At 76.4% G+C, this 20,041-nt stretch carries 6 protein-coding genes; 1 reads left to right on the top strand and 5 read right to left on the bottom strand.

Going from position 1 to position 20,041, the window contains the following annotated elements:
* The first annotated feature begins 138 nt into the window (after nucleotides 1-138).
* A complete protein-coding gene (locus LPU61_RS05590; RefSeq protein WP_229404330.1) occupies nucleotides 139-2,985 on the top strand; it encodes an AAA family ATPase in 2,847 nt (948 codons plus the stop codon).
* 68 nt (nucleotides 2,986-3,053) lie between these two features.
* Here LPU61_RS05590 and LPU61_RS05585 read toward each other — a convergent pair whose 3' ends face one another.
* The 5 genes from LPU61_RS05585 to LPU61_RS05565 form a co-directional block, all read right to left on the bottom strand.
* Nucleotides 3,054-4,481: a glycosyltransferase gene (locus LPU61_RS05585; protein ID WP_229404329.1), complete on the bottom strand. Its 1,428-nt coding sequence runs from the start codon at nucleotides 4,479-4,481 to the stop codon at nucleotides 3,054-3,056.
* A 13-nt stretch (nucleotides 4,482-4,494) separates the two neighbouring features.
* Nucleotides 4,495-5,328 (bottom strand): ABC transporter permease, encoded by an 834-nt coding sequence (locus tag LPU61_RS05580; RefSeq protein WP_043962725.1) that lies wholly within the window; start codon nucleotides 5,326-5,328, stop codon nucleotides 4,495-4,497.
* The gene (locus tag LPU61_RS05575) at nucleotides 5,325-6,362 is read right to left on the bottom strand and encodes an ABC transporter ATP-binding protein (RefSeq protein WP_043962724.1); all 1,038 of its coding nucleotides are present in this window, start codon (nucleotides 6,360-6,362) and stop codon (nucleotides 5,325-5,327) included. The genes LPU61_RS05580 and LPU61_RS05575 overlap by 4 nt, the downstream gene beginning before the upstream one ends.
* A gap of 84 nt (nucleotides 6,363-6,446) precedes the next feature.
* On the bottom strand, nucleotides 6,447-10,430 hold the full coding sequence (locus LPU61_RS05570) for an alpha/beta fold hydrolase (RefSeq protein ID WP_305071870.1): 3,984 nt from the start codon (nucleotides 10,428-10,430) through the stop codon (nucleotides 6,447-6,449).
* A 25-nt stretch (nucleotides 10,431-10,455) separates the two neighbouring features.
* Complete coding sequence (locus LPU61_RS05565; protein WP_229404328.1) at nucleotides 10,456-20,031, bottom strand: type I polyketide synthase; 9,576 nt, start codon at nucleotides 20,029-20,031, stop codon at nucleotides 10,456-10,458.
* Nucleotides 20,032-20,041: the final 10 nt, after the last annotated feature.

The following is a 20,041-nucleotide window of genomic DNA, read 5'->3' as shown; positions in this document are numbered from 1 at the left end:
TGGCGGCCCGGTGCGCTCCACCCCTACCCGGTGCGACGGGTGGGTGTGGTGGAGGGGCGGCTGTCCGGCTTGGGGGGGCGGTGTCGGTCAGCGCCGGTGTTCCCGGCCCGGCACCGCGTACGAGAAGGGCTGACACGAGTGGTGCTGGTGCAGCGGGAGGAACAACTGGACCGGCTCCGGAGGGCGTTCGACGCCTGCGCGGAGCACCAACGCGGACACGTCGCGCTCGTGACGGGCGCGGTGGGCAGCGGCAAGACGAGTCTGTTGGAGACGTTCAGCGAGTGGGCCGCGGCCGCCGGGGGGCGGGTGCTCGGCGCGGCCGGGTCGCGGGCGGAACGCGGGCTCCATCTCGGAGTCCTGGGGCAGCTGTTCCACAGTGCAAGGCTGGAGCAGCAGGCGGCCACCCGGATCGAGAACCTGATGCGGGACGCCGCCTTCGCCGTGCCCCTGCCGGAGCCCGGCGGGGACGCGGCCGACGGGGCGGCCGCCGGCGACCGGGTCTGGGCGCCCCTGCTGCACGGCCTGTTCACGGCCCTGCTCGACCTCGCCGACGCCGGGCCGCTGGTCCTCGCCGTCGACGACGTGCACCACGCCGACCCGGCGTCGCTGCACTGCCTGCTCTACGTCACCCGCCGACTGCGGCACGCCCGGATCATGGTGGTGCTCGCCGAGGCGTCGACGCTGCGCCCGCCGCACCCGCTGTTCCGCGCCGAGCTGCTCAGCCAGCCGTACTTCTCGCGGATCAACCTGCCGCCGTTGACCGTCGACGGGATCGCCCGGCTGGTCGACGCCGACGGCGGGGCCGCCGCCGCCCGGGAGACGGCCGAACGGTGCCTCAGCATGACCGGCGGCAACCCGCTGCTCACCCGCGCCCTCATCGACGAGCGGGCCCCCGGCGGGGCGGCCGACGAGCGGGGGGCCGACCCGACCGGCGGCGACCCGTTCGACCAGGCCGTCCTCGGCTGCCTCTACCGGCACGAGCCCGGGGTACGGCGCGTCGCGCAGGCCCTCGCCGTGCTGAACCGCCCCGTCCCGGCCGAGCTGCTCGGCCACGTCCTCGACGTGGTGCCCGAGTCGGCCGCCCCGGCGGTGCGGGTGCTGCGCACCTCCGGGCTGATGGACTCCGACCAGCTGCGCCACCCCCGCATCCTGCGGTCCATCCTGACCGACATGTCCCCCGAGGAGCGTCGCGGCCTGCACCAGCGGGTCGCCGAGGTGCTGCACGAGCACGGCGCGGAGCCGGGCGCGGTGGCCGAGCACCTGGTCGCCGCCGCGTGGGCGGACGCCCCCTGGGTGGTGCCCGTGCTCTCCGACGCCGCCGCGCAGGCCCTGGCGTCGGGCCGGCCCGACGTGGCCGCGGCGTGCCTGCGCCTGGTCGCCCGCGCCGACGTCGACGAGCGCCAGCGCACCGCCGCCACCGCGATGCTGGTCAACGCCCGCTGGCAGGTCAACCCGCTCGCCGTCAACGGGCACCTGACCGAGCTGGTGGAGACCGCGCGGGCCACCGGCTGGTCCACCGGGGCCGCCCTGTCCACCGTGCCGTTCCTGCTCTGGCAGGGGCGGGCGGAGGAGGCCACCGAGGCCGTCAGCGGCATCTCCGGAGACGACGACCCCGGCTCCGCCGCCGGCCACGCCGGCCGGCTGCGGGCCATGCAGCTGCTGGTCTCCCTCTCCCACCCCGACCAGCTGGCCTCCGTGCGGGAGACGCCGAGCACGTGGAGCCGGGCGGCGACCGCGCCGACGTCGATCAGCCCCCAGTTGCAGGCCGTCACGGTGCTCGGCACGGCGCTGCTGCCGAACGCCGACAACGACACCGTGGCCACCGCCGAGCAGCTGCTGCAACGGCACCACACCGACGACGGGGCGTTGGGGCTGCTCACCGCCCCGCTGCTCGCGCTGCTCTGGTCGGGCCGCTGCGACCGGGTCGTGGCCTGGGCCGAGATCCTGCTCAACCGGCCGGCGGTCCGGCACGCCCCGGTGTGGCGGGCCGTCGTGCGGGCGGTCCGCGCCGAGGCCGCGCTGCGGCTGGGCGACCTGCCGGGCGCGGAGCACCACGCCCGCGCGGCGCTGGAGGACATCCCCGCCCCTGCGTGGGGGGTGGCCATCGCCGGGCCGCTGGCCACGCTGATCGCCTGCGCGACCGAGGCGGGCCGGTTCGCCGAGGCCGACCGGTGGCTGGCCCACCCCGTCCCGGCCGGCATGTTCCGCACCCCGCTGGGCGTGCACTACCTGGCCGCCCGGGGCCGGCACCACCTGGCCATGGGCCGGCCGCACGCGGCGACCGCCGACCTGCGCCGCTGCGGGGAGCTGATGCGCGGCTGGGGCATCGACGTGGCCGGGCTGGTGCCGTGGCGGCTGGAGCTGGCCCGGGTGCAGCTCAGCGTCGGCAACAAGACCCACGCCACCCAGCTCCTGCAGGAGCAGCTGCGCGTCGCGCACGGGGTCGACGACCGGACCCGGGGGCGGTCGCTGCGACTGCTCGCCACCACCGCCGCCCCGGACCACCGGCGCAAGCTGCTCGGCGAGGCGGTCAACCTGCTCCAGGGCTGCGGCGACCGGCTGGAGCTGGTGCGGGCCCTCGGCGACACCGGCCAGAGCCTGCAGCGGGCCGGCGACTCGGCGCGCGCCCGGCTGCTGGTGCGCCGGGCCTACCAGCTGGCCCAGGACTGCGGGGCGTCGGTGCTGGCCCAGCGGCTGATCCGGCGCGACGCGGGCGGCGGGCTGCCGGCGTACCCGGCCGGGGCCGAGGCGCACGAGCCGGACGACGGGCTCAGCGAGGCCGAGCGCCGGGTCGCCGCGCTGGCCGCCCAGGGGCACACCAACCGGCAGATCTCCAGCAAGCTGTTCATCACCGTCAGCACCGTGGAGCAGCACCTCACCCGGGTCTACCGGAAGCTGGACGTCAAGCGGCGCACCGACCTGCCGGCCCGGCTCGTCGCCTACGCGGAGCCGCTGGCCGAGGAGCCGCAGGGCGCGGCGTCCTGACCGACGACGCAGGGGCGGCGCGGTGGGTGACCACCGCGCCGCCCCCTTTCGCGTACGGGGGAAGGGCCTCAGCCGGCGGCGGGCGCGACGGCGCGACGCGACGCCGCCGCCTCGTCGCGGTGACGCAGCACCAGGTCGGCGGCGGCGCTGACCCCGCCGGCCTGGCGCAGCCGGCGGCTCCACAGCGCCGCTCGGTCCCGGAAGGTCCGCTCGGTCAGCAGCCGGCGCAGCTTCGCCACGATGTCGTCGACGTCGAGGGTGTCGTCGTGCTCGACGGCCAGGGCGACGCCCGCGTCGACGACCCGGACCGCGCCGTCGTGGCAGTCGAACCAGAACGGCAGCACGAGTTGCGGCACGCCGAACCAGGCCGCCTCGTGGATCGCGTTGGCGGCGGCGTGGTTGAAGAAGACCCGCACGTGCGGGTGGGCCAGCACCTCCACCTGCGACGGCAGCCACGACTCGACGCGCAGGTTCGCCGGCAGCTCGGCGGCCGGCGGCAGGTGCCGCTGCCGGTCGGCGGGGAGCTTCCACAGCACGTGGTGGTCGGGGCCGAGCCGGGCGGCGACGTCGACGAGCGCGGCCACCTGGGCGGCGGTCGGGCGCATGATGGTGCCGAACCCGACGTAGACCACCGACTCGTGGGCGTCGAGCCAGCCGCGCAGCTCCGCGCCGTCGGGGCTCGGCACGATCTCGGTGGGCACCATCGAGCCGACCGTGCGCAGCGTCGCCGGCGCGGTGGCGAAGGGATATTCCAACCCGAAGACCGTGTACGCCAGCAGCGCCCGCGCCGCCTGCGCGTACAGCGAGGGCCGCAGCTCCACGTTGGGGATCCCGGCGGCCCTGCGGCGCTGGGCGGCGGCGGTGTTGCGGGCCAGCCGCTGCGGCTCCATCAGGGTCTTCAGCAGCGCCTCACGGTGGCGGCCGTTGGCGGCCTGCTGGCTCGGGCTCATGTGCAGCGGCAGCCCCGACAGCGGCATCGGGTACGTCGGCGGCAGGCTGTCCTGGAGGAAGTTCGACGGCGGCACCGACACGCTGATCACGAACGGCACGCCCCGGACGGTCATCGCGTCCATCCCGAACGAGGCGAACGAGTCGACCACGGCCAGCGCCGGGGCCACCTCGTCGACCAGGGTCAGGCAGCGCTCGTACAGCTCGTGCAGGTAGTCGTAGTCGACGGAGGTGTCGACGTACGTCGCGAAGTTCTCCACCCGGCTGCCGGCGGACATCCGCCGGTGGGTCTCGTCGTCCCAGTGCTCGGGGCGCACCGCCAGGCGGGCCGGCCCCAGCGACAGGAAGGTCAGCTCCCCGCCGCCGGGCAGGCCCTCGACGTCGGCCCGCCGCTCGTCGGTGCAGGCGAAGAACACCCGGCGCGTCCCCCGGCGCCTCAGCTCGCCGGCCAGGGTGAGCAACGGGTTGAACAGCCCGGAGCTGCCCGAGGTGACGATCAGCAGCGGGCTCTCGTCGGCCGTCGTCGCGCCGGCCCCCTGAGTCGTCATCGCGCCGGCCGCCTCAGTCCATCGCCCGGCGCATGAAGCCGCGGATGCCGATGGCGCTGAACAGCACGAACACCCCGGCCAGCACGATCAGGTCCAGCCACAGCGGCACCGACTGCACCCCGGGCGGGGCGACCAGCGACCGGGTGGCCTCGCTGACGTAGGTGAGCGGGTTGAGGGCGCAGATCACCTGGAACCAGGGCAGCTGGTCCAGGGCGCGCAGCGGGAACTGGGTGGCGCCGGTGAACATCAGCGGCGTCATCGTCACGGTGAACATGATCTGGATGCGGTGCGGCGGGACGAGCGTGCCGAACGTCAGGCCCATGGCCGCGCCGACCATCGCCCCGGCGGTGAGCACCCCGAGCACCGGCAGCAGCGTCGACAGCGGCCACGTGACGCCGAGCATCAGCATGCCGATGGGGATCAGCACCACGCCGGCGATGACGCCCCGGATCGCCCCGAAGACGATCTTCTCGAACGCGACCAGCGGGATCGCCATCGGCGACAGCAGCCGGTCCTCGATCTCGCGGGTGAAGGAGAAGTCCATCACCATCGGCAGGGCGGTGTTCTCCAGGCCGATGAGGAACGCGTTGAGCGCGATGACGCCGGGCAGCAGCACGTTGGCGAAGTCGTTGCTGGCGTAGCCGAGGCTGGTGAGGACCTTGCCGAAGATCAGCAGCATGAACAGCGGCTGGAGGAACACCTGGGCGAAGAACGCGCCCAGCTCCCGGCTGGTGACGAACATGTCGCGCCAGAGCACCGCCCGGAAGGTGGCGAGCTGGTCCAGCCCGCGCACCGGCGCGGCCGGCGCCACGGCGGTCGACGGGGTGGCGGGTGCGGTGACGCTCACCGAAGTTCCCTTCCGGTCAGGTGGATGAAGACGTCTTCGAGGCTCGGCTGGCCGATGCTGAGGTCACGGACCTCGCAGCGCAGGTCGGTGAGGATCTTCAGCGCCATCGGCACGGCGTTGGCCGGCGCGGTGCCGGTGTAGAGGCGGAACGACAGCGTGGCGTCGGGGTCGGCGGGGGCGTCCGGCACCGGCATCGGCGGCATCCCGGGGAACATCGGCATCCCGCCGGGCGGGCCGCCGGCGCGCAGCCGCTCGACGCGCTCCACGTCGGCGACGTTGCCCAGCGCCGCCTGCACGTCCTCGGCGGGGGCACCGGCGGCCACCACCAGGGTCAGCGTGCTGCTGCCCGGCAGGGTGCGGGTCAGCGCCGCCGGGGTGTCCAGGGTGAGCAGCTTGCCGTGGTCGACGATGCCGACCCGGTCGCAGAGCTTCTCCGCCTCGTCCATGTCGTGGGTGGTCACCACGACGGTCACGCCGGCCTGCTTCAGCTCGGCAATCCGGTCGTGCACGAACAGCCGCGACTGCGGGTCGAGGCCGCCGGACGGCTCGTCGAGGAAGAGCACCTTCGGCGCGTGCATCAGCGCCCGCGCGATCATCGTGCGCTGGGCCAGGCCGCCGGAGAGGAAGTCCGTGCGGGCGTTCGCGAAGTCCTTCAGGCCCATCTGCTCCAGCAGCTCGTCGGCCCGCTTCGTGCGCACCGACCGGGACACCCGGTGGTACGCCGAGTGGAACAGCAGGTTCTGCCGGACGGTCAGCGCCCGGTCCAGGTTGACCCGCTGCGGCACCACCGCCAGCAGTTGCCGGGCCGCGGCCGGCGAGCGGACGACGTCCGCCCCGCACACGACCGCCCGCCCCGAGGTGGCCCGCACCCGGGTCGTCAGCACCCCGATCGTCGTGGTCTTGCCCGCGCCGTTCGGCCCGAGCAGACCGAAGACCTCACCGGCGGCGACGGAGAAGCTCAGCCCGTCCACCGCCGGCGGCATGTTGGGCTGGTAGCGCTTGACCAGCTCCTCGACCACCACTGCCTCGTCCACGTCGCCATGCTCCCGTCCTGGTCCCTGCTGGGACAGATGTCAATCGCTTCGTTAGGGGGTGCTAGGGGCAGGCCAGGGGCGGTGTCACAGGCCCCGGTCGGCCAGCCACCGCTGCACGGTGGCGGCCAGGTCGGGGCCCCGCTCGCCGACCATGGTGAAGTGGTCGCCGTCGGCGTCCACCGCCTCGTGCGGGTACGGCCACCGCGACCGCCACCCGTCGGGTTCGCCGTGCCACTGCCCCAGCGGCCGGGTGGCCCGCACCAGCAGCGTCGCCGACTCCAGCGGGGCGGGCTGCCAGGTGAGGAACAGCGGCAGGTAGCCGGCCCAGGCGGTGGTGCGGTAGTCGTCCATCGGCGTGTACGCGCTGTCCCGCTCGACCATCCCGTCGAGCAGTTGCCCCGTCCAGCCGCCGAGCACCTCGCTGTCGGCCGGGTAGGTGTCCATCAGCACCACCGCGGCGGGCGGCCGGCCCTGCCGTTCCAGCTCCCGGGCGAGCACGTTGGCGACCATCGCGCCGCCGGAGTGTCCGGCGAGGACGAACGGGCCGCCGCCGACCGTCCGCAGCACCGTGTCGGCGTGCACCCGCAGCAGCGCGTCCAGGTCGGCGGGGAGTTCCTCGCCGACGGCGAAGCCGGGGTTGGGCAGCGCCCACACGTCGCGGTGGCCCCGGAAGCCGGCGGCGACGCGGGCGTACTCGTGCGGGCCGGAGAGCAGCGACATGGTGCAGCAGAACACGATCGGGGCCGCGCCGGTGCCGCCCTCGGCGAGCCGCAGGATCGCCGCCGGGCGGCTGAGCTGGCCGGGCTCGGTGAAGCTGGGGCGGAACTGGGCGAGCTTGACCAGCAGCTCGGCGTATCCGGCGGCGTCCTCGCGGGCCTTGGGCTCGCGGAACAGTCCGCCGAGGATGCCGCCGGCCCCCTCCGGCGTGCCGTCGCCGGCCGCCGCGTCGCCGGCCGCGCCGAGCAGCTGGCCGAGCAGGTGCCGGGCCAGCGCCGTCGGGGTGGGGTGGTCGAACAGCAGGGTGGCCGACAGCTCCGCCCCGGTCTCCTGGCGCAGCGCGTCGCGCAGCTCCAGCGCGGTCAGCGAGTCGAAGCCCAGCTCCAGGAAGTCCCGGTCGGCCTCGATCGCCCCGGGCGAGGCGTGCCCGAGCACGGTCGCCACCTGCGCCCGGACCAGGTCGAGCAGGATCCGGTGCCGGTCGCCGACCGCGCTGGCGACGAGCCGGTCCCGCAGCAGCCGCGCCGGGTCGACGACCGGCTCGCCGGCCGGCGTCTCCTCGGCGTCGTCGGACGCCGGTCGGGGGGCGAGGTGCAGCGTCGGCGGCTCCGGCCAGTACCGCTCGTGGTGGAACGCGTAGGTGGGCAGGTCCACCCGGGCGGCGTCGGTGCCGGCGAAGGGCGCGGCCCAGTCGACGCCCGCCCCGCGCAGGTCGACGGCGGCGAGCGCGGCGAGCAGGGTGGCCGCCTCCGGCTGGTCCCGGCGGCCGACGGGCGCGAACGCCGCCGCGTCGGCGTCCGGCAGGCACTCCCGGCCCAGGGCGGTGAGCGCGCCGTCGGGGCCCAGCTCCAGGAAGGTGCCGACCCCGGCGGCGGCGAGGGTGGCCAGGCCGGCGTGGAAGCGGACGGTGTCCCGGACGTGGTCGACCCAGTAGCCGGGGTCGGTGGCCTCGGCGGCGCTCAGCGGGGCCCCGGTGCGGTCGGACACCAGCGGCACGGCCGGCGGATGCCAGGTGACCTTCTCGGCGACCACCCGGAAGTCGGCCAGCATCGCGTCCATCCGGGCAGAGTGGAACGCGTGGCTGACCCGCAGCGGGCGGGTCCGGTGGCCCTGCGCGGCGAGCCGTTCACCGGCCGCCGCCACCGCGTCGGCGTCGCCGGAGAGCACCACCGACGCGGGGCCGTTCACGGCGGCCAGGGCGACCCGGCCGTCGAGCAGCGGGGCCACCTCGGCCTCGGACGCCCGCACCGCCAGCATCGCCCCGCCGTCGGGCAGGGCCTGCATGAGCCGGCCCCGGGCGGCCACCAGCGCGGCGGCGTCGGCCAGCGACAGCACCCCGGCGACGTGCGCGGCGGCCAGCCCGCCGACGGAGTGCCCGAGGAGCTGCTGCGGGCGCAGCCCCCACGCGGTGACCAGCCGGTACGCGGCCACCTCGTACGCGAACAGCGCCGGCTGGGCGAACTCGGTGCGGTCCAGCAGGGCCGCCTCGGGGGTGCCCGGCGCGGCGAAGACGACCTCGCGCAGCGGGCGGGGCAGGTGCCGGTCGAGTTCGGCGGCCACCTCGTCGAACGCGGCGGCGAAGACGGGGAACCGGCGGTGCAGCTCCGCGCCCATGCCAGGGCGCTGCGCGCCCTGCCCGGTGAACAGGAAGGCGAGCTTGCCGGCGGGGCGGGCCACGCCGCGTACGACGTGGGGGGCCGGCCGGTCCTCGGCGACCGCGCGCAGGCCGGCGCGCAGCGCGTCGGCGTCGTCGCCGGTGACGGCGGCCCGGTGCGGCAGGGCGGCCCGGGTGGTGACCAGCGAGTACGCCACGTCGGCCGGGGCCAGGTCGGGATGGGCGGCGAGGTGGTCGAGCAGCCGGCGGGCCTGCCCGGCGAGGGCCGGGGCGGAGCGGGCGGAGACGATCCACGGCACCGGCGGGGCGGGCGTCCCGGCCGGCCGGGTGGGCTCGGCGTCGGCGGGGTCGGCCTGTTCGACGATGGTGTGCGCGTTGGTGCCGCTGACCCCGAACGCGGACACCCCGGCGCGGCGGGGCCGGCCGGTGTCCGGCCACGGGGTGGTCTCGGTCAGCAGGGTCACCGCCCCGGCGGACCAGTCGACGTGCGGGGTGGGCTCGTCGACGTGCAGGGTGGGCGGCAGCACCCCGTGCCGCATGGCGAGCACCATCTTGATCACCCCGGCGACGCCAGCCGCGGCCTGGGTGTGGCCGATGTTGGACTTCACCGAGCCGAGCAGCAGCGGCGCGGCGTCGCCCCGGCCCTGCCCGTACGTGGCGAGCAGCGCCTGCGCCTCGATCGGGTCGCCGAGGGTGGTGCCGGTGCCGTGCGCCTCGACGACGTCGACGTCGGCGGCGGTGAGCCCGGCGTTGGCGAGGGCCTGGCGGATGACCCGGCGCTGCGAGGGGCCGTTGGGGGCGGTGAGGCCGCTGCTGGCCCCGTCCTGGTTGACGGCGCTGCCCCGGATCACGGCGAGGACCCGGTGGCCGTTGCGGCGGGCGTCGGAGAGCCGCTCGACGAGCAGCATGCCGACGCCCTCGGACCAGCCGGTGCCGTCGGCGGCGGCGGCGAACGACTTGCACCGCCCGTCGGTGGACAGGCCCCGCTGGCGGGAGAACTCGACGAAGACCGTCGGGGTGGCCATCACCGACACCCCGCCGGCCAGGGCGAGGGTGCACTCGCCGAGCCGCAGCGCCTGGCAGGCCAGGTGCAGCGCCACCAGCGACGACGAGCAGGCCGTGTCGACGGTGACGGCCGGCCCCTCCAGGCCGAGGGCGTACGAGATGCGGCCGCTGGCCACGGCGGCGGCGCTGCCGGTGCCGAGGTAGCCCTCGACGCCGCCGCCGACCCCGGACAGCAGGGCCGCGTAGTCGCCCTGGCTGCTGGTGGCCGCGTACACGCCGGTGGGCGCGCCGCGCAGCGTCGTCGGGTCGATCCCGGCCCGCTCGAACGTCTCCCACGCGGCCTCCAGCAGCAGCCGCTGCTGCGGGTCCATGGCGAGCGCCTCGCGGGGGCTGATGCCGAAGAACGCGGCGTCGAAGTCCCCGGCGTCGTAGAGGAACCCGCCGTCGCGCACGTACGAGGTGCCCCGGCTGGCCGGGTCGGCGTCGTAGAGCGCGTCCATGTTCCAGCCCCGGTCGCCGGGGAACGGGGCCATGGCGTCGGTGCCGGCGGCGACGAGGTCCCACAGCCGCTCCGGCGAGTCGACCCCGCCGGGGAACCGGCAGCTCATCCCGATGATCGCCACCGGTTCGCCGAGCGTGGCGGCGAGCTGCTGGTTCTGCTGGCGCAGCTTCTGGTTGTCGAGCAGGGACGCGCGCAGCGCGCTGACGACCTCGTCCAGCGAGACGCTCATTCGGGGCTCCTTGGGGCGGGCCGGGTCACGAGTCGGTGCCTTCCAGGGCCATCCGGACCAGGCCGGCGACGTCGAGTTCGCGGATCTCCGTCTCGGGGGCGGCCGGGGCGGCCGGCGCGGCCGGGCCGGTGACCGTGTGCGCGAGCTGGAGGAGCTGTTCGAGCAGGCCGGCCTGGCGCAGCTGGTCCAGCGGGATCGCGGCGAGGACCCGCCGCACCTGCTCCTCGTCGCCGGTGCCGCCCACGGCGGGGCCGGCGTCCGGCCCGGCCTCGGCGCCGAACAGCTCCTCGTGCAGGTGGTCGGCGAGGCCCGCCGGGGTCGGGTAGTCGAACACGACCGTGGTGGGCAGGTCGTGGCCGGTCGCGGCGGTGAGCAGGTTGCGCAGCTCCACGGCGGTCAGCGAGTCGAAGCCGAGGTCGAGGAAGCCCCGGTCGGTTTCGATCGCGTCGGCGGAGGAGTGGCCGAGGACCTTCGCCGCGTCCACCCGCACCATCTCCAGCAGCGCGGCCCGCCGCTCCTGGCCGGGCAGCGACCGCAGCCCGGCGAGCAGGTCCCGGCCGGCGGGCGCGGCCGGGTCCGGCGCGGCGGCCGGGGCGGCGGTCAGCGCGTGCACGGCCGGCAGGTCGGCCAGCAGCGGGCTGGGCCGCAGCGCGGTGAACAGCGGGTGGAAGGTGGCCCAGTCGACGTCGGCGACGGTGACGCAGGTGTCCCCGGCGGCGAGGGCGTGCCGCAGCCCGGCCAGCGCCACGCCCGGCGGCATGACCCGCAGGCCCCGGCGGCGCAGCTGCTCCGGCGCGCCGTCGGAGAACATGCCCGACTCGGTCCACGGCCCCCACGCCACCGACGTGGCGGGCAGGCCCCGGCCGCGGCGGGCCTCGGCGAGCGCGTCGAGGTGGGCGTTGCCGGCGGCGTACGCGCCCTGCCCGCCGCTGCCCCACACCGCCGCGATGGACGAGAACAGCACGAACGCGTCCAGCTCGACGCCGTCGAGCAGCTCGTCGAGCAGCTCCGCGCCGACGAGCTTCGGGGCGATGACGTACGCGAGGTCCTCCAGCGTCGTGTCGGTCAGCGGCACCACCTCGCTGACCCCGGCGGCGTGCACCACGGCGCGCAGCGGCGGCCCGTCGCGGCGCAGGTCGGCGATCAGGTCGGTCATGCCGGCCCGGTCGGCGGCGTCGCACCGGGCGACCCGGCAGTCGACGCCGAGGGCGGTCAGCTCGGCCAGCAGCTCCGCCGCGCCGGGGGTGTCGGTGCCGCGGCGGCTGGTCAGCACCACCCGCTGCGCGCCGGCGGCGGCCACCCAGCGGGCCACGTGCCCGCCGAGCGCGCCGGTGCCGCCGGTGATCAGCACGGTGCCCCGGGGCTGCCACGGCTCGGGTTCCCCGGCGGTGCCGGCCGGGGCGAGGCGGCGTACCAGCACGTCGGACTCGCGGACGGCGAGCTGGTCCTCGGCGACGCCGCCGGTGAGGACGTTGCCGAGCCGCATCGCGGCCCAGCTGTCGATCGTGGCGGGCAGGTCGACCAGTCCGCCCCAGCGGGCCGGCTGCTCCAGCGCCGCCACCCGGCCCAGCCCCCACAGCGTCGCCTGCCGGGGGTTGGCCGGCGCGTCGCCGTCGCCGGTGCCGACGGCGCCCTGGGTGACGCACCACAGGCGGGCCGCCGCGTCGCGGTCGGCGAGTTCCTGGAGCAGCTGGACGGTCGCGGCGAGGCCGCGCGGCAGCGCCGGGTGCTCGGCGTGCGGGGCGTCGTCCAGGCCGAGGAACGACAGCACCGACAGGGTCCCCTCGGCGGCGTCGAGGGCCTCGCCGAGCACGTCGGCGAGTTGCCCGCCCAGCTCGTCGGGGTCGGCGGCGAGGTCGACGCCGACGGTGGTCACGTCGGTGCCGAGGGTCCAGGTGCAGGAGTCCAGGACGGGGTCGTCGACCCGGTCGGCGGGCAGCAGCACCAGCCAGTGGCCGGGCTCCTGCGGCTCCGGGGTGGCCGCGAGGGGCTCCCAGACCGCCCGGTAGCGGGAGGCGTCCACGAGGGACCGTTCCCGGCCGCGCCGCCGCCACGCCGACAGGGCCGGCAGCACCGCCCCGAACGGCTGGTCGCGGTCGACGTCCAGCTCGCGGGCCAGGGAGTCGAGGTCCTCGGCGTCGACGGCCGCCCAGAACCGGCGCTCCACCTCGGTGTCGTCGGCGTCGCCGTCGCCCGCGGCGGGGCCGGCGGTGGCCCACGGCGGAGGCTCCGGCCAGTACCGCTGCCGGTCGAACACGTACGTGGGCAGGTCGACGCGCTGCGCGCCGGTCTCGGCGTACAGGGTGGGCCAGTCGGGGCTGACGCCGTGGGTGTGCAGGGCGGCGACGGCCCGCAGCAGGGCCGCCGGCTCGGGGCGGTCCCGGCGCAGGGTCGGCGCGACCAGCGGGGCCCGCCCGCCGGCCGGGGCGCCCTCGGCGAGGACGGCCTGGGTGAGCGCGGTGAGCACCCCGTCGGGGCCGATCTCGACGTACGCGGTGGTGCCCTGCCCGCGCAGGGCCGCGACGGCGTCGGCGAAGCGTACGGCGTCGCGGGCGTGCCGCGCCCAGTAGGCCGGGTCGGCCAGCTCGTCCGCGCCGACGGGCGCGCCGGTGACCGTGGAGACCATCGGCACGGTCGGTGCCTGCCAGTCCAGCCGCCCGGCGACGGCGGCGAGGTCGGCGAGCACCGGGTCCATCAGCGGGCTGTGGAAGGCGTGGCTGACGGTGAGCCGCCGCACCCGTACGCCCCGGGCGGCCCACTCGGCGGCCAGTTCCTCGACGGCGTCGCCGGCCCCGGAGAGCACCACGGCGGCGGGGCCGTTGACGGCGGCGACGGAGACCCGGTCGGCGCGGTCGCCGAGCGAGGCGAGCACGTCGGCCTCGGCGGCGGCGACGGCGAGCATCGCCCCGCCGTCGGGCAGGGCCTGCATGAGCCGGCCCCGGGCGGCGACCAGCGCGGCGGCGTCGGCCAGCGACAGCATCCCGGCGGCGTGGGCGGCGGCGAACTCGCCGATGGAGTGCCCGGCGACCGCGTCGGGCCGCAGCCCCCACGCGTCGAGGAGCCGGAACAGCGCCACCTCGACGGCGAACAGCGCGGGCTGGGTGTATTCGGTGCGGTCGAGCAGCGCCGCGTCGGCGGTGCCGGGCTCGGCGAACAGCACCGGCCGCAGCGGCCCGGGCAGGTGCGGGTCGCAGACGGCGCAGACCTCGTCGAGGGCGGCGGCGAAGACGGGGAACGCCTCGGCCAGCTCGCGGCCCATCCCGGCCCGCTGCGCGCCCTGCCCGGAGAACAGGTACGCCACCTTCGGGCGGGGCGCGACGGCCCCGGTGACCAGCAGCGGCGAGTCGTCGCCGGTGGCGAGGGCGCGCAGCCCGGTGCGCAGGGCGATCCGGTCGGCGGCCAGGACGACGGCCCGGTGGTCCAGGTCGGCCCGGGTCACCGCCGACGACCAGCCGACGTCGACCATCGGCGGGGCCTCCGGCCCGGTGAGCTGGTCGGCCCACGGCCCGGCCTGGGCGGCGAGGGCCGCCGGGGTACGCGCCGACAGCAGCACCGGCACCACCGGCAGCCGGCCCGGGTCGCCGGCCGGCGCGACCGGGGCGGGCTCGTCGGGGGCCTGCTCCAGGATGGTGTGCGCGTTGGTGCCGCTGATGCCGAAGGAGGAGACGGCGGCCCGGCGCGGGTGGCCGGTGACCGGCCAGGGCCGGCCCTCGGTGAGCAGCTCGACCGCGCCGACGCTCCAGTCCACCTGGTCGGTGGGCTCGTCGACGTGCAGGGTCGCCGGCAGGAAGCCGTAGCGCAGCGCGAGGACCATCTTGATGATGCCGGCGACCCCGGCGGCGGCCTGGGTGTGGCCGATGTTCGACTTGATCGAGCCGAGCCACAGCGGCTGGTCGGCGGGGCGCTCCCGCCCGTACGTGGCGAGCAGCGCCTGCGCCTCGATCGGGTCGCCCAGCTTCGTGCCGGTGCCGTGCGCCTCGACGGCGTCCACGTCCGCCGGGGTGAGGCGGGCGTTGGCGAGAGCCTGCCGGATGACCCGCTGCTGCGACGGCCCGTTCGGGGCGGTCAGCCCGTTGGACGCGCCGTCCTGGTTGACGGCGGAGCCCCGGATCACCGCGAGCACGGGGTGGCCGTTGCGGCGGGCGTCGGACAGCCGCTCCACCAGCAGCACGCCCAGCCCCTCGCCCCAGCTCGTGCCGTCGGCGGCCGACGCGAACGCCTTGACCCGGCTGTCCGGGGCCAGCCCCCGCTGCCGGCTGAAGCCGACGAACACGCCGGGGGTGGACATGACGGTGACGCCGCCGACGAGGGCCATGGAGCACTCCGCCTGGCGCAGCGCCTGGCAGGCCCAGTGCAGGGCGACCAGCGACGACGAGCAGGCCGTGTCGACCGACACGGCGGGCCCCTCCAACCCGAGGGTGTACGACACCCGGCCGGAGAGCACGCTGCCGGCGTTGCCGGTCATCAGGTGCCCCTCGGCGCCCTCGGCGCTGAACATGAGGTTGCGGTAGTCCTGGTAGTTGGTGCCGACGAACACGCCGGTGGGGGTGCCCCGCAGGGCCTGCGGGTCGATGCCGGCCCGCTCGATGGCCTCCCAGGACGCCTCCAGCAGCAGCCGCTGCTGCGGGTCCATGGCGAGGGCCTCGCGGGGGCTGATGCCGAAGAAGACGGGGTCGAAGTCGGCGACGCCGGTGACGAAGCCGCCCTCCCGGGCGTAGCTGGTGCCCTCGTTCTCCGGGTCGGAGTCGAACAGCCGGTCGAGGTCCCAGCCCCGGTCGGTGGGGAACTCGCCGATCGCGTCGCCGCCGGCCGCGAGGAGCTGCCACAGCTGCTCCGGGTTGTCCGCGCCGCCGGGCAGCCGGCAGCTCATCGCGACGATCGCGATGGGCTCGTCGTCCACGGGCGCGGCGGCCGGCGCGGGGGCCGCCGGCTCGGGGTCGGCGCCGGTGAGCAGCTCCGCCAGGTGCGCGGCGAGCACCGTCGGATTCGGGTAGTCGAAGGCGAGCGTGGCGGGCAGCCGCAGGTCGGTGGCGGTGGCCAGGAAGTTGCGCATGTCCACGGCGGTCAGCGAGTCCAGCCCCAGGTCCCGGAACGGGCGGGTGGCCGGCACGTCGTCGGCCGAGCCGTAGCCCAGCGCGGTCGCCGCGCACTGGCGGACCAGCTCCAGCAGCGCCTCGGCGCGGTCGGCCCGGGACAGCCCGGCGAGCCGGCGGGCGAGCGCACCCGACGGCGCGTCCGCCTCCTCCTCGGCGTCCGGCGCGGCGGCCGGCCGGGCCGCCTCGACCACCTCGGGCAGGTCGCCGATCAGAGGGCTGGGCCGGACCAGGGTGAAGGCGGGCGCGAACCGGGCCCAGTCGATGTCGGCGATCAGCGTCGTCGTCTCGCCCCGGCGCAGCGCGCGGGCGAGGGCCTCGACGGCCAGGTCGGGGTCCATGCCGACCATGCCGCCCCGGCGCAGCCGCTGCTGGGCGCGCTCGTTGTCGGCGGGCAGGCCGGCCCCGCTCCACGCCCCCCACGCCACGGACAGGGCGGGCCGGCCCTGCGCGCGCCGCCGCTCGGCGAGGGCGTCGAGGTAGGCGTTCGCCGCCCCGTACGCGCCCTGGCCGGCGTTGCCGGTGGTGCCGGCGACGGAGGAGAACAGCACGAACGCGTCGAGGTCGAGGTCGCGGGTCAGCGCGTCGAGATGGTCGGCGGCGACGCACTTGGGCGCGGCGACGGTGTGCAGGCGCAGCGGGGTGGCCGTGTCGACGATGCCGTCGTCGAGGACGGCGGCGGTGTGCAGCACGGCGCTCAGCGGCGCGTCGGCCGGTGCGGCGGCGAGGAGGGTGGCGAGCTGGGCGCGGTCGGTGACGTCGCAGGCGGCGACGGTGACCCGTACGCCGAGGTCGGTCAGCTCGGCCTCCAGCTCGGCCGCGCCCGGGGCGTCGGGGCCGCGCCGGCTGGCCAGCAGCAGGTGCGCCGCGCCGTGGCGGGCGGCCCAGCGGGCGAGGTGCCCGCCGAGGCCGCCGGTGCCGCCGGTGATCAGCACGGTGCCGCGCATCCGCCAGCCGCCGTCGGCCGCGCCGTCGGTGGCGTGCCGGGCCCCGTCGGCGGAGGGGGCGTCGCCGGCCGCGTCGGAGCTGACGGCTACGGCCCTCTCGGCGTCGTCGGCCGCCTCGGAAGAGGCCGGGTCGCCGGGGGTGGTCGGCTCGGGGTCGGTGATCCGGGTGAGCCGGCGGGCGTACACCCCGGAGTCGCGGACGGCGAGCTGGTCCTCGCCGCCGGTGTCGCCGAGCGCCGCGCAGAGCAGGGCCCCGGCGTGCGCGTCGAGGCTGTCGGGCAGGTCGATCAGGCCGCCCCAGCGGCCGGGGTGTTCCAGGGCGACGGCGCGGCCGAGGCCCCAGACGGCGGCGGCCGTGGGGTGCGGCGGCTGGTCGTCGGCGACGACGGCGACGGCCCCCCGGGTCGCGCACCACAGCGGCGCCTCGACGCCGAGCGTCCCGAGCGCCTGCACCAGCGCCACCGTCCCGGTGACGCCGAGGGAGGTGGCCGGGTGGTCGGGGTGCGCCCGCCCGTCGAGGCCGAGCAGGGACAGCACGGCCGCCGGCCCGTCCGCCGGCAGCGCGGCGCGCAGCCCGTCGGCGAGGGTCGCGGCGTCGGCGGTGGCGTCCACCTCGACGGGTACGACGTCCGCGCCGAAGTTGCCGAGCGCGCCGAGCACCCCGGCGACCAGCGGGTCGTCGGCCGTGCCGGCGGGCAACGGGACCAGCCACGTACCGGCGAGCCAGGTCAGCGGCAGGTCGGGCAGGGCGGGCCAGGTGATCCGGTACCGCCACCGGTCGATGTCGGGCGCGGCCTCGCCCTGGGTGAGGAACAGCGGCGGGGCGGGCCAGTACCGGTGGTGGTCGAACGCGTACGTGGGCAGGTCGACGGTCGCCGTCTCGGCGAGCACGGTGCGCAGGTGGACGGGCAGGCCGATCGCGTGCGCGGTGGCCAGGTTGGTCAGCAGCCGCGTCGGGTCGTCGTCACCCCGCCGCAGGCTGCCCAGCGTGTAACCGGTGACCCCCGCGTCGTCGAGGATCGCCGTCACCGGCATCGTCAACACCGGATGCGGGCTGATCTCCACGAACGTGGTGTGCCCGGCGGCGATAGCGACCCGGACGGCGGCATCGAACTGCACGGTCTGCCGCAGGTTGTCATACCAGTAGTCCGCCGTCATGCTCCCCGGCTCGACCCAGTCACCGGTGAGCGTCGACACGAGCCGGATGCGGCCCGGCTGGGGGGTGACGTCGGCCAGGTCGGCGCGCAGCCGCTCCGCGACGTCCTGCACCGACGGGGAATGCGACGCGTAGTCCACCGGGATCAGGCGGGCCCGGATCCCGTCGGCCTGGCAGGCGTCCACCAGGTCCGCGACAGGCTGAGGCGGACCCGAGACGACCACCGTGGACGGGCCGTTCACGGCGGCCACACCCACGCCCGGGAACGCGGCAAGGCGTTCGGTGACCGCGTCGGCGGACAGGTCCACCGACGCCATGGTGCCGGTCCCCCGCAACACCGCCAGGGCCCGCGACCGCAACGCGACGGTCCTCGCCGCGTCGTCGAGGGACAGGATCCCTGCGACACAGGCAGCGCCGATCTCACCTTGGGAGTGGCCGACCACCGCCTGCGGCGAGACGCCCGCGTGCTCCCACACGGCGGCCAGGGCGATGCCCACGGCCCACAGGACCGGCTGCACCACCTCCACCCGCTCCAACCACGACTCGTCGTCCCCCGTCAACACCGACACGAGATCCACGTCGAGATGCGGGGCGAGGGCCCGCTGACACTCGGCCAGCTTCCCGTCGAAGACGGGCGTACGACCCACCAGGCCGGCCGCCATGCGTGCCGACTGCGCACCCTGACCCGGAAACACGAACACCGGACCCGCACCGGGGGACGCGGCGACACCGGACACCACGTTGCCCGCCGGCAGACCACTCGCGAGAGCGTCCAGCCCCGACAGCAGTTCCTCGACCCCAGACCCGACCACGGCGGCCCGCTGGTCGAACGTCGACCGGGTCGTCGCCAGCGACCAACCGACCGCCGCGGTGTCCAGCACGCCGTGCTCCCGCACGTACGCGGCCAGCCGCTCGGCCTGACCGGCCAGGGCCGCCTTCGACCGGGCCGACACCGGCCACACCGTCACGTCGGCGTCGACCAGCCCCGGCGAGCGGGCCCCGGCCGACGCGTCGGCGGACTCGTCGGGCTGTTCGAGGATGACGTGGGCGTTGGTGCCGGAGATGCCGAACGACGACACCGCCGAACGACGCGTACGACCCGTCTGCGGCCACGGCGTCGCCTCGGTGACCAGGTCCACCGCACCCGCAGACCAGTCGATGTGCGGCGACGGGGCGTCCACGTGCAGCGTCGCCGGGACGACGCCGTGCCGCATCGCGAGGACCATCTTGATCACGCCGGCCACGCCGGCCGCCGCCTGGGCGTGCCCGATGTTCGACTTGACCGAGCCGAGCAGCAGCGGCGCGGCGTCGCCCCGGTCCTGCCCGTACGTGGCCAGGAGCGCCTGCGCCTCGATCGGGTCGCCGAGAGTGGTGCCCGTGCCGTGTGCCTCCACCACGTCCACGTCGGCGGTGGACAGGCGGGCCGAGGCGAGGGCCTGGCTGATCACCCGCTGCTGCGCGGGCCCGTTCGGGGCGGTGAGGCCGTTGGACGCGCCGTCCTGGTTGACGGCGGAGCCGCGTACGACGGCGAGGACCTGGTGGCCGTGGCGCCGCGCGTCCGACAGCCGCTCGACCAGCAGCCAGCCGACGCCCTCGGAGAACCCGGCGCCGTCGGCGGCGGCGGCGAACGACTTGCACCGCCCGTCCGGGGAGAGGGCGCGTTGCCGGCTGGACCCGATGTAGAGGCCGGGGGTGGCCATGACGGTCACGCCGCCGGCCAGGGCGAGGTCGCACTCCCCCGCCCGCAGCGCCTGCACGGCGAGGTGCAGCGCGACCAGCGACGACGAGCATGCCGTGTCGATGGAGACGGCCGGCCCTTCGAGGCCGAGGGTGTACGACACCCGGCCGGACGCGACGGCCGCCGCGCCGCCGGTCATCGAGTGGCCCTCGTCGCCGTCGGGCGACATCATCAGCAGGGTCCCGTAGTCCTGCCCGTTGGTGCCGACGAAGACGCCGGTGCGGCTGCCGCGCAGCGAGGCGGGGTCGATGCCGGCGGCCTCGACGGCCTCCCAGGACGTCTCCAGCAGCAGCCGCTGCTGCGGGTCCATGGTCAACGCCTCGCGGGGCGAGATGCCGAAGAACGCGGAGTCGAAGTCGCCGGCGCCGTCGATGAACCCACCCTCGCGGGCGTACGAGGTGCCCGGGTGGTCGGGGTCGGGGTGGTAGAGCCGTTCGACGTCCCAGCCCCGATCGGCGGGGAACGGGGCGACGGCGTCCCGGCCCTGGCTCAGCAGCTCCCACAGGTCGTCGGGGTTGCGCACCCCGCCGGGCAGGCGGCAGCTCATCGCCACGATCGCGACCGGCTCCAGTTCCTGGGACTGCGCCTCACTGAGCCGGCGGCGGGTGTCGTGGAGATCAGCCATGACCCGCTTGAGGTAGTCGCGGAGCTTGTCTTCATTGGCCATCGGGGTGCCG

Source organism: Micromonospora sp. NBRC 110038, from assembly GCF_020884815.1.
GTDB classification, from domain to species: Bacteria; Actinomycetota; Actinomycetes; order Mycobacteriales; family Micromonosporaceae; genus Micromonospora; species Micromonospora haikouensis.
Note: the sequence above shows the minus strand (reverse complement) of the source record. Positions and strands in the feature narration are given on the sequence as shown.

Coding starts and splice junctions, on each gene's coding strand:
- LPU61_RS05570 (WP_305071870.1), bottom strand. CDS start 10,430: ATGAGCGTCTCGCTGGACGAGGTCGTCAGCGCGCTGCGCGCGTCCCTG.
- LPU61_RS05565 (WP_229404328.1), bottom strand. CDS start 20,031: ATGGCCAATGAAGACAAGCTCCGCGACTACCTCAAGCGGGTCATGGCT.
- LPU61_RS05585 (WP_229404329.1), bottom strand. CDS start 4,481: ATGACGACTCAGGGGGCCGGCGCGACGACGGCCGACGAGAGCCCGCTG.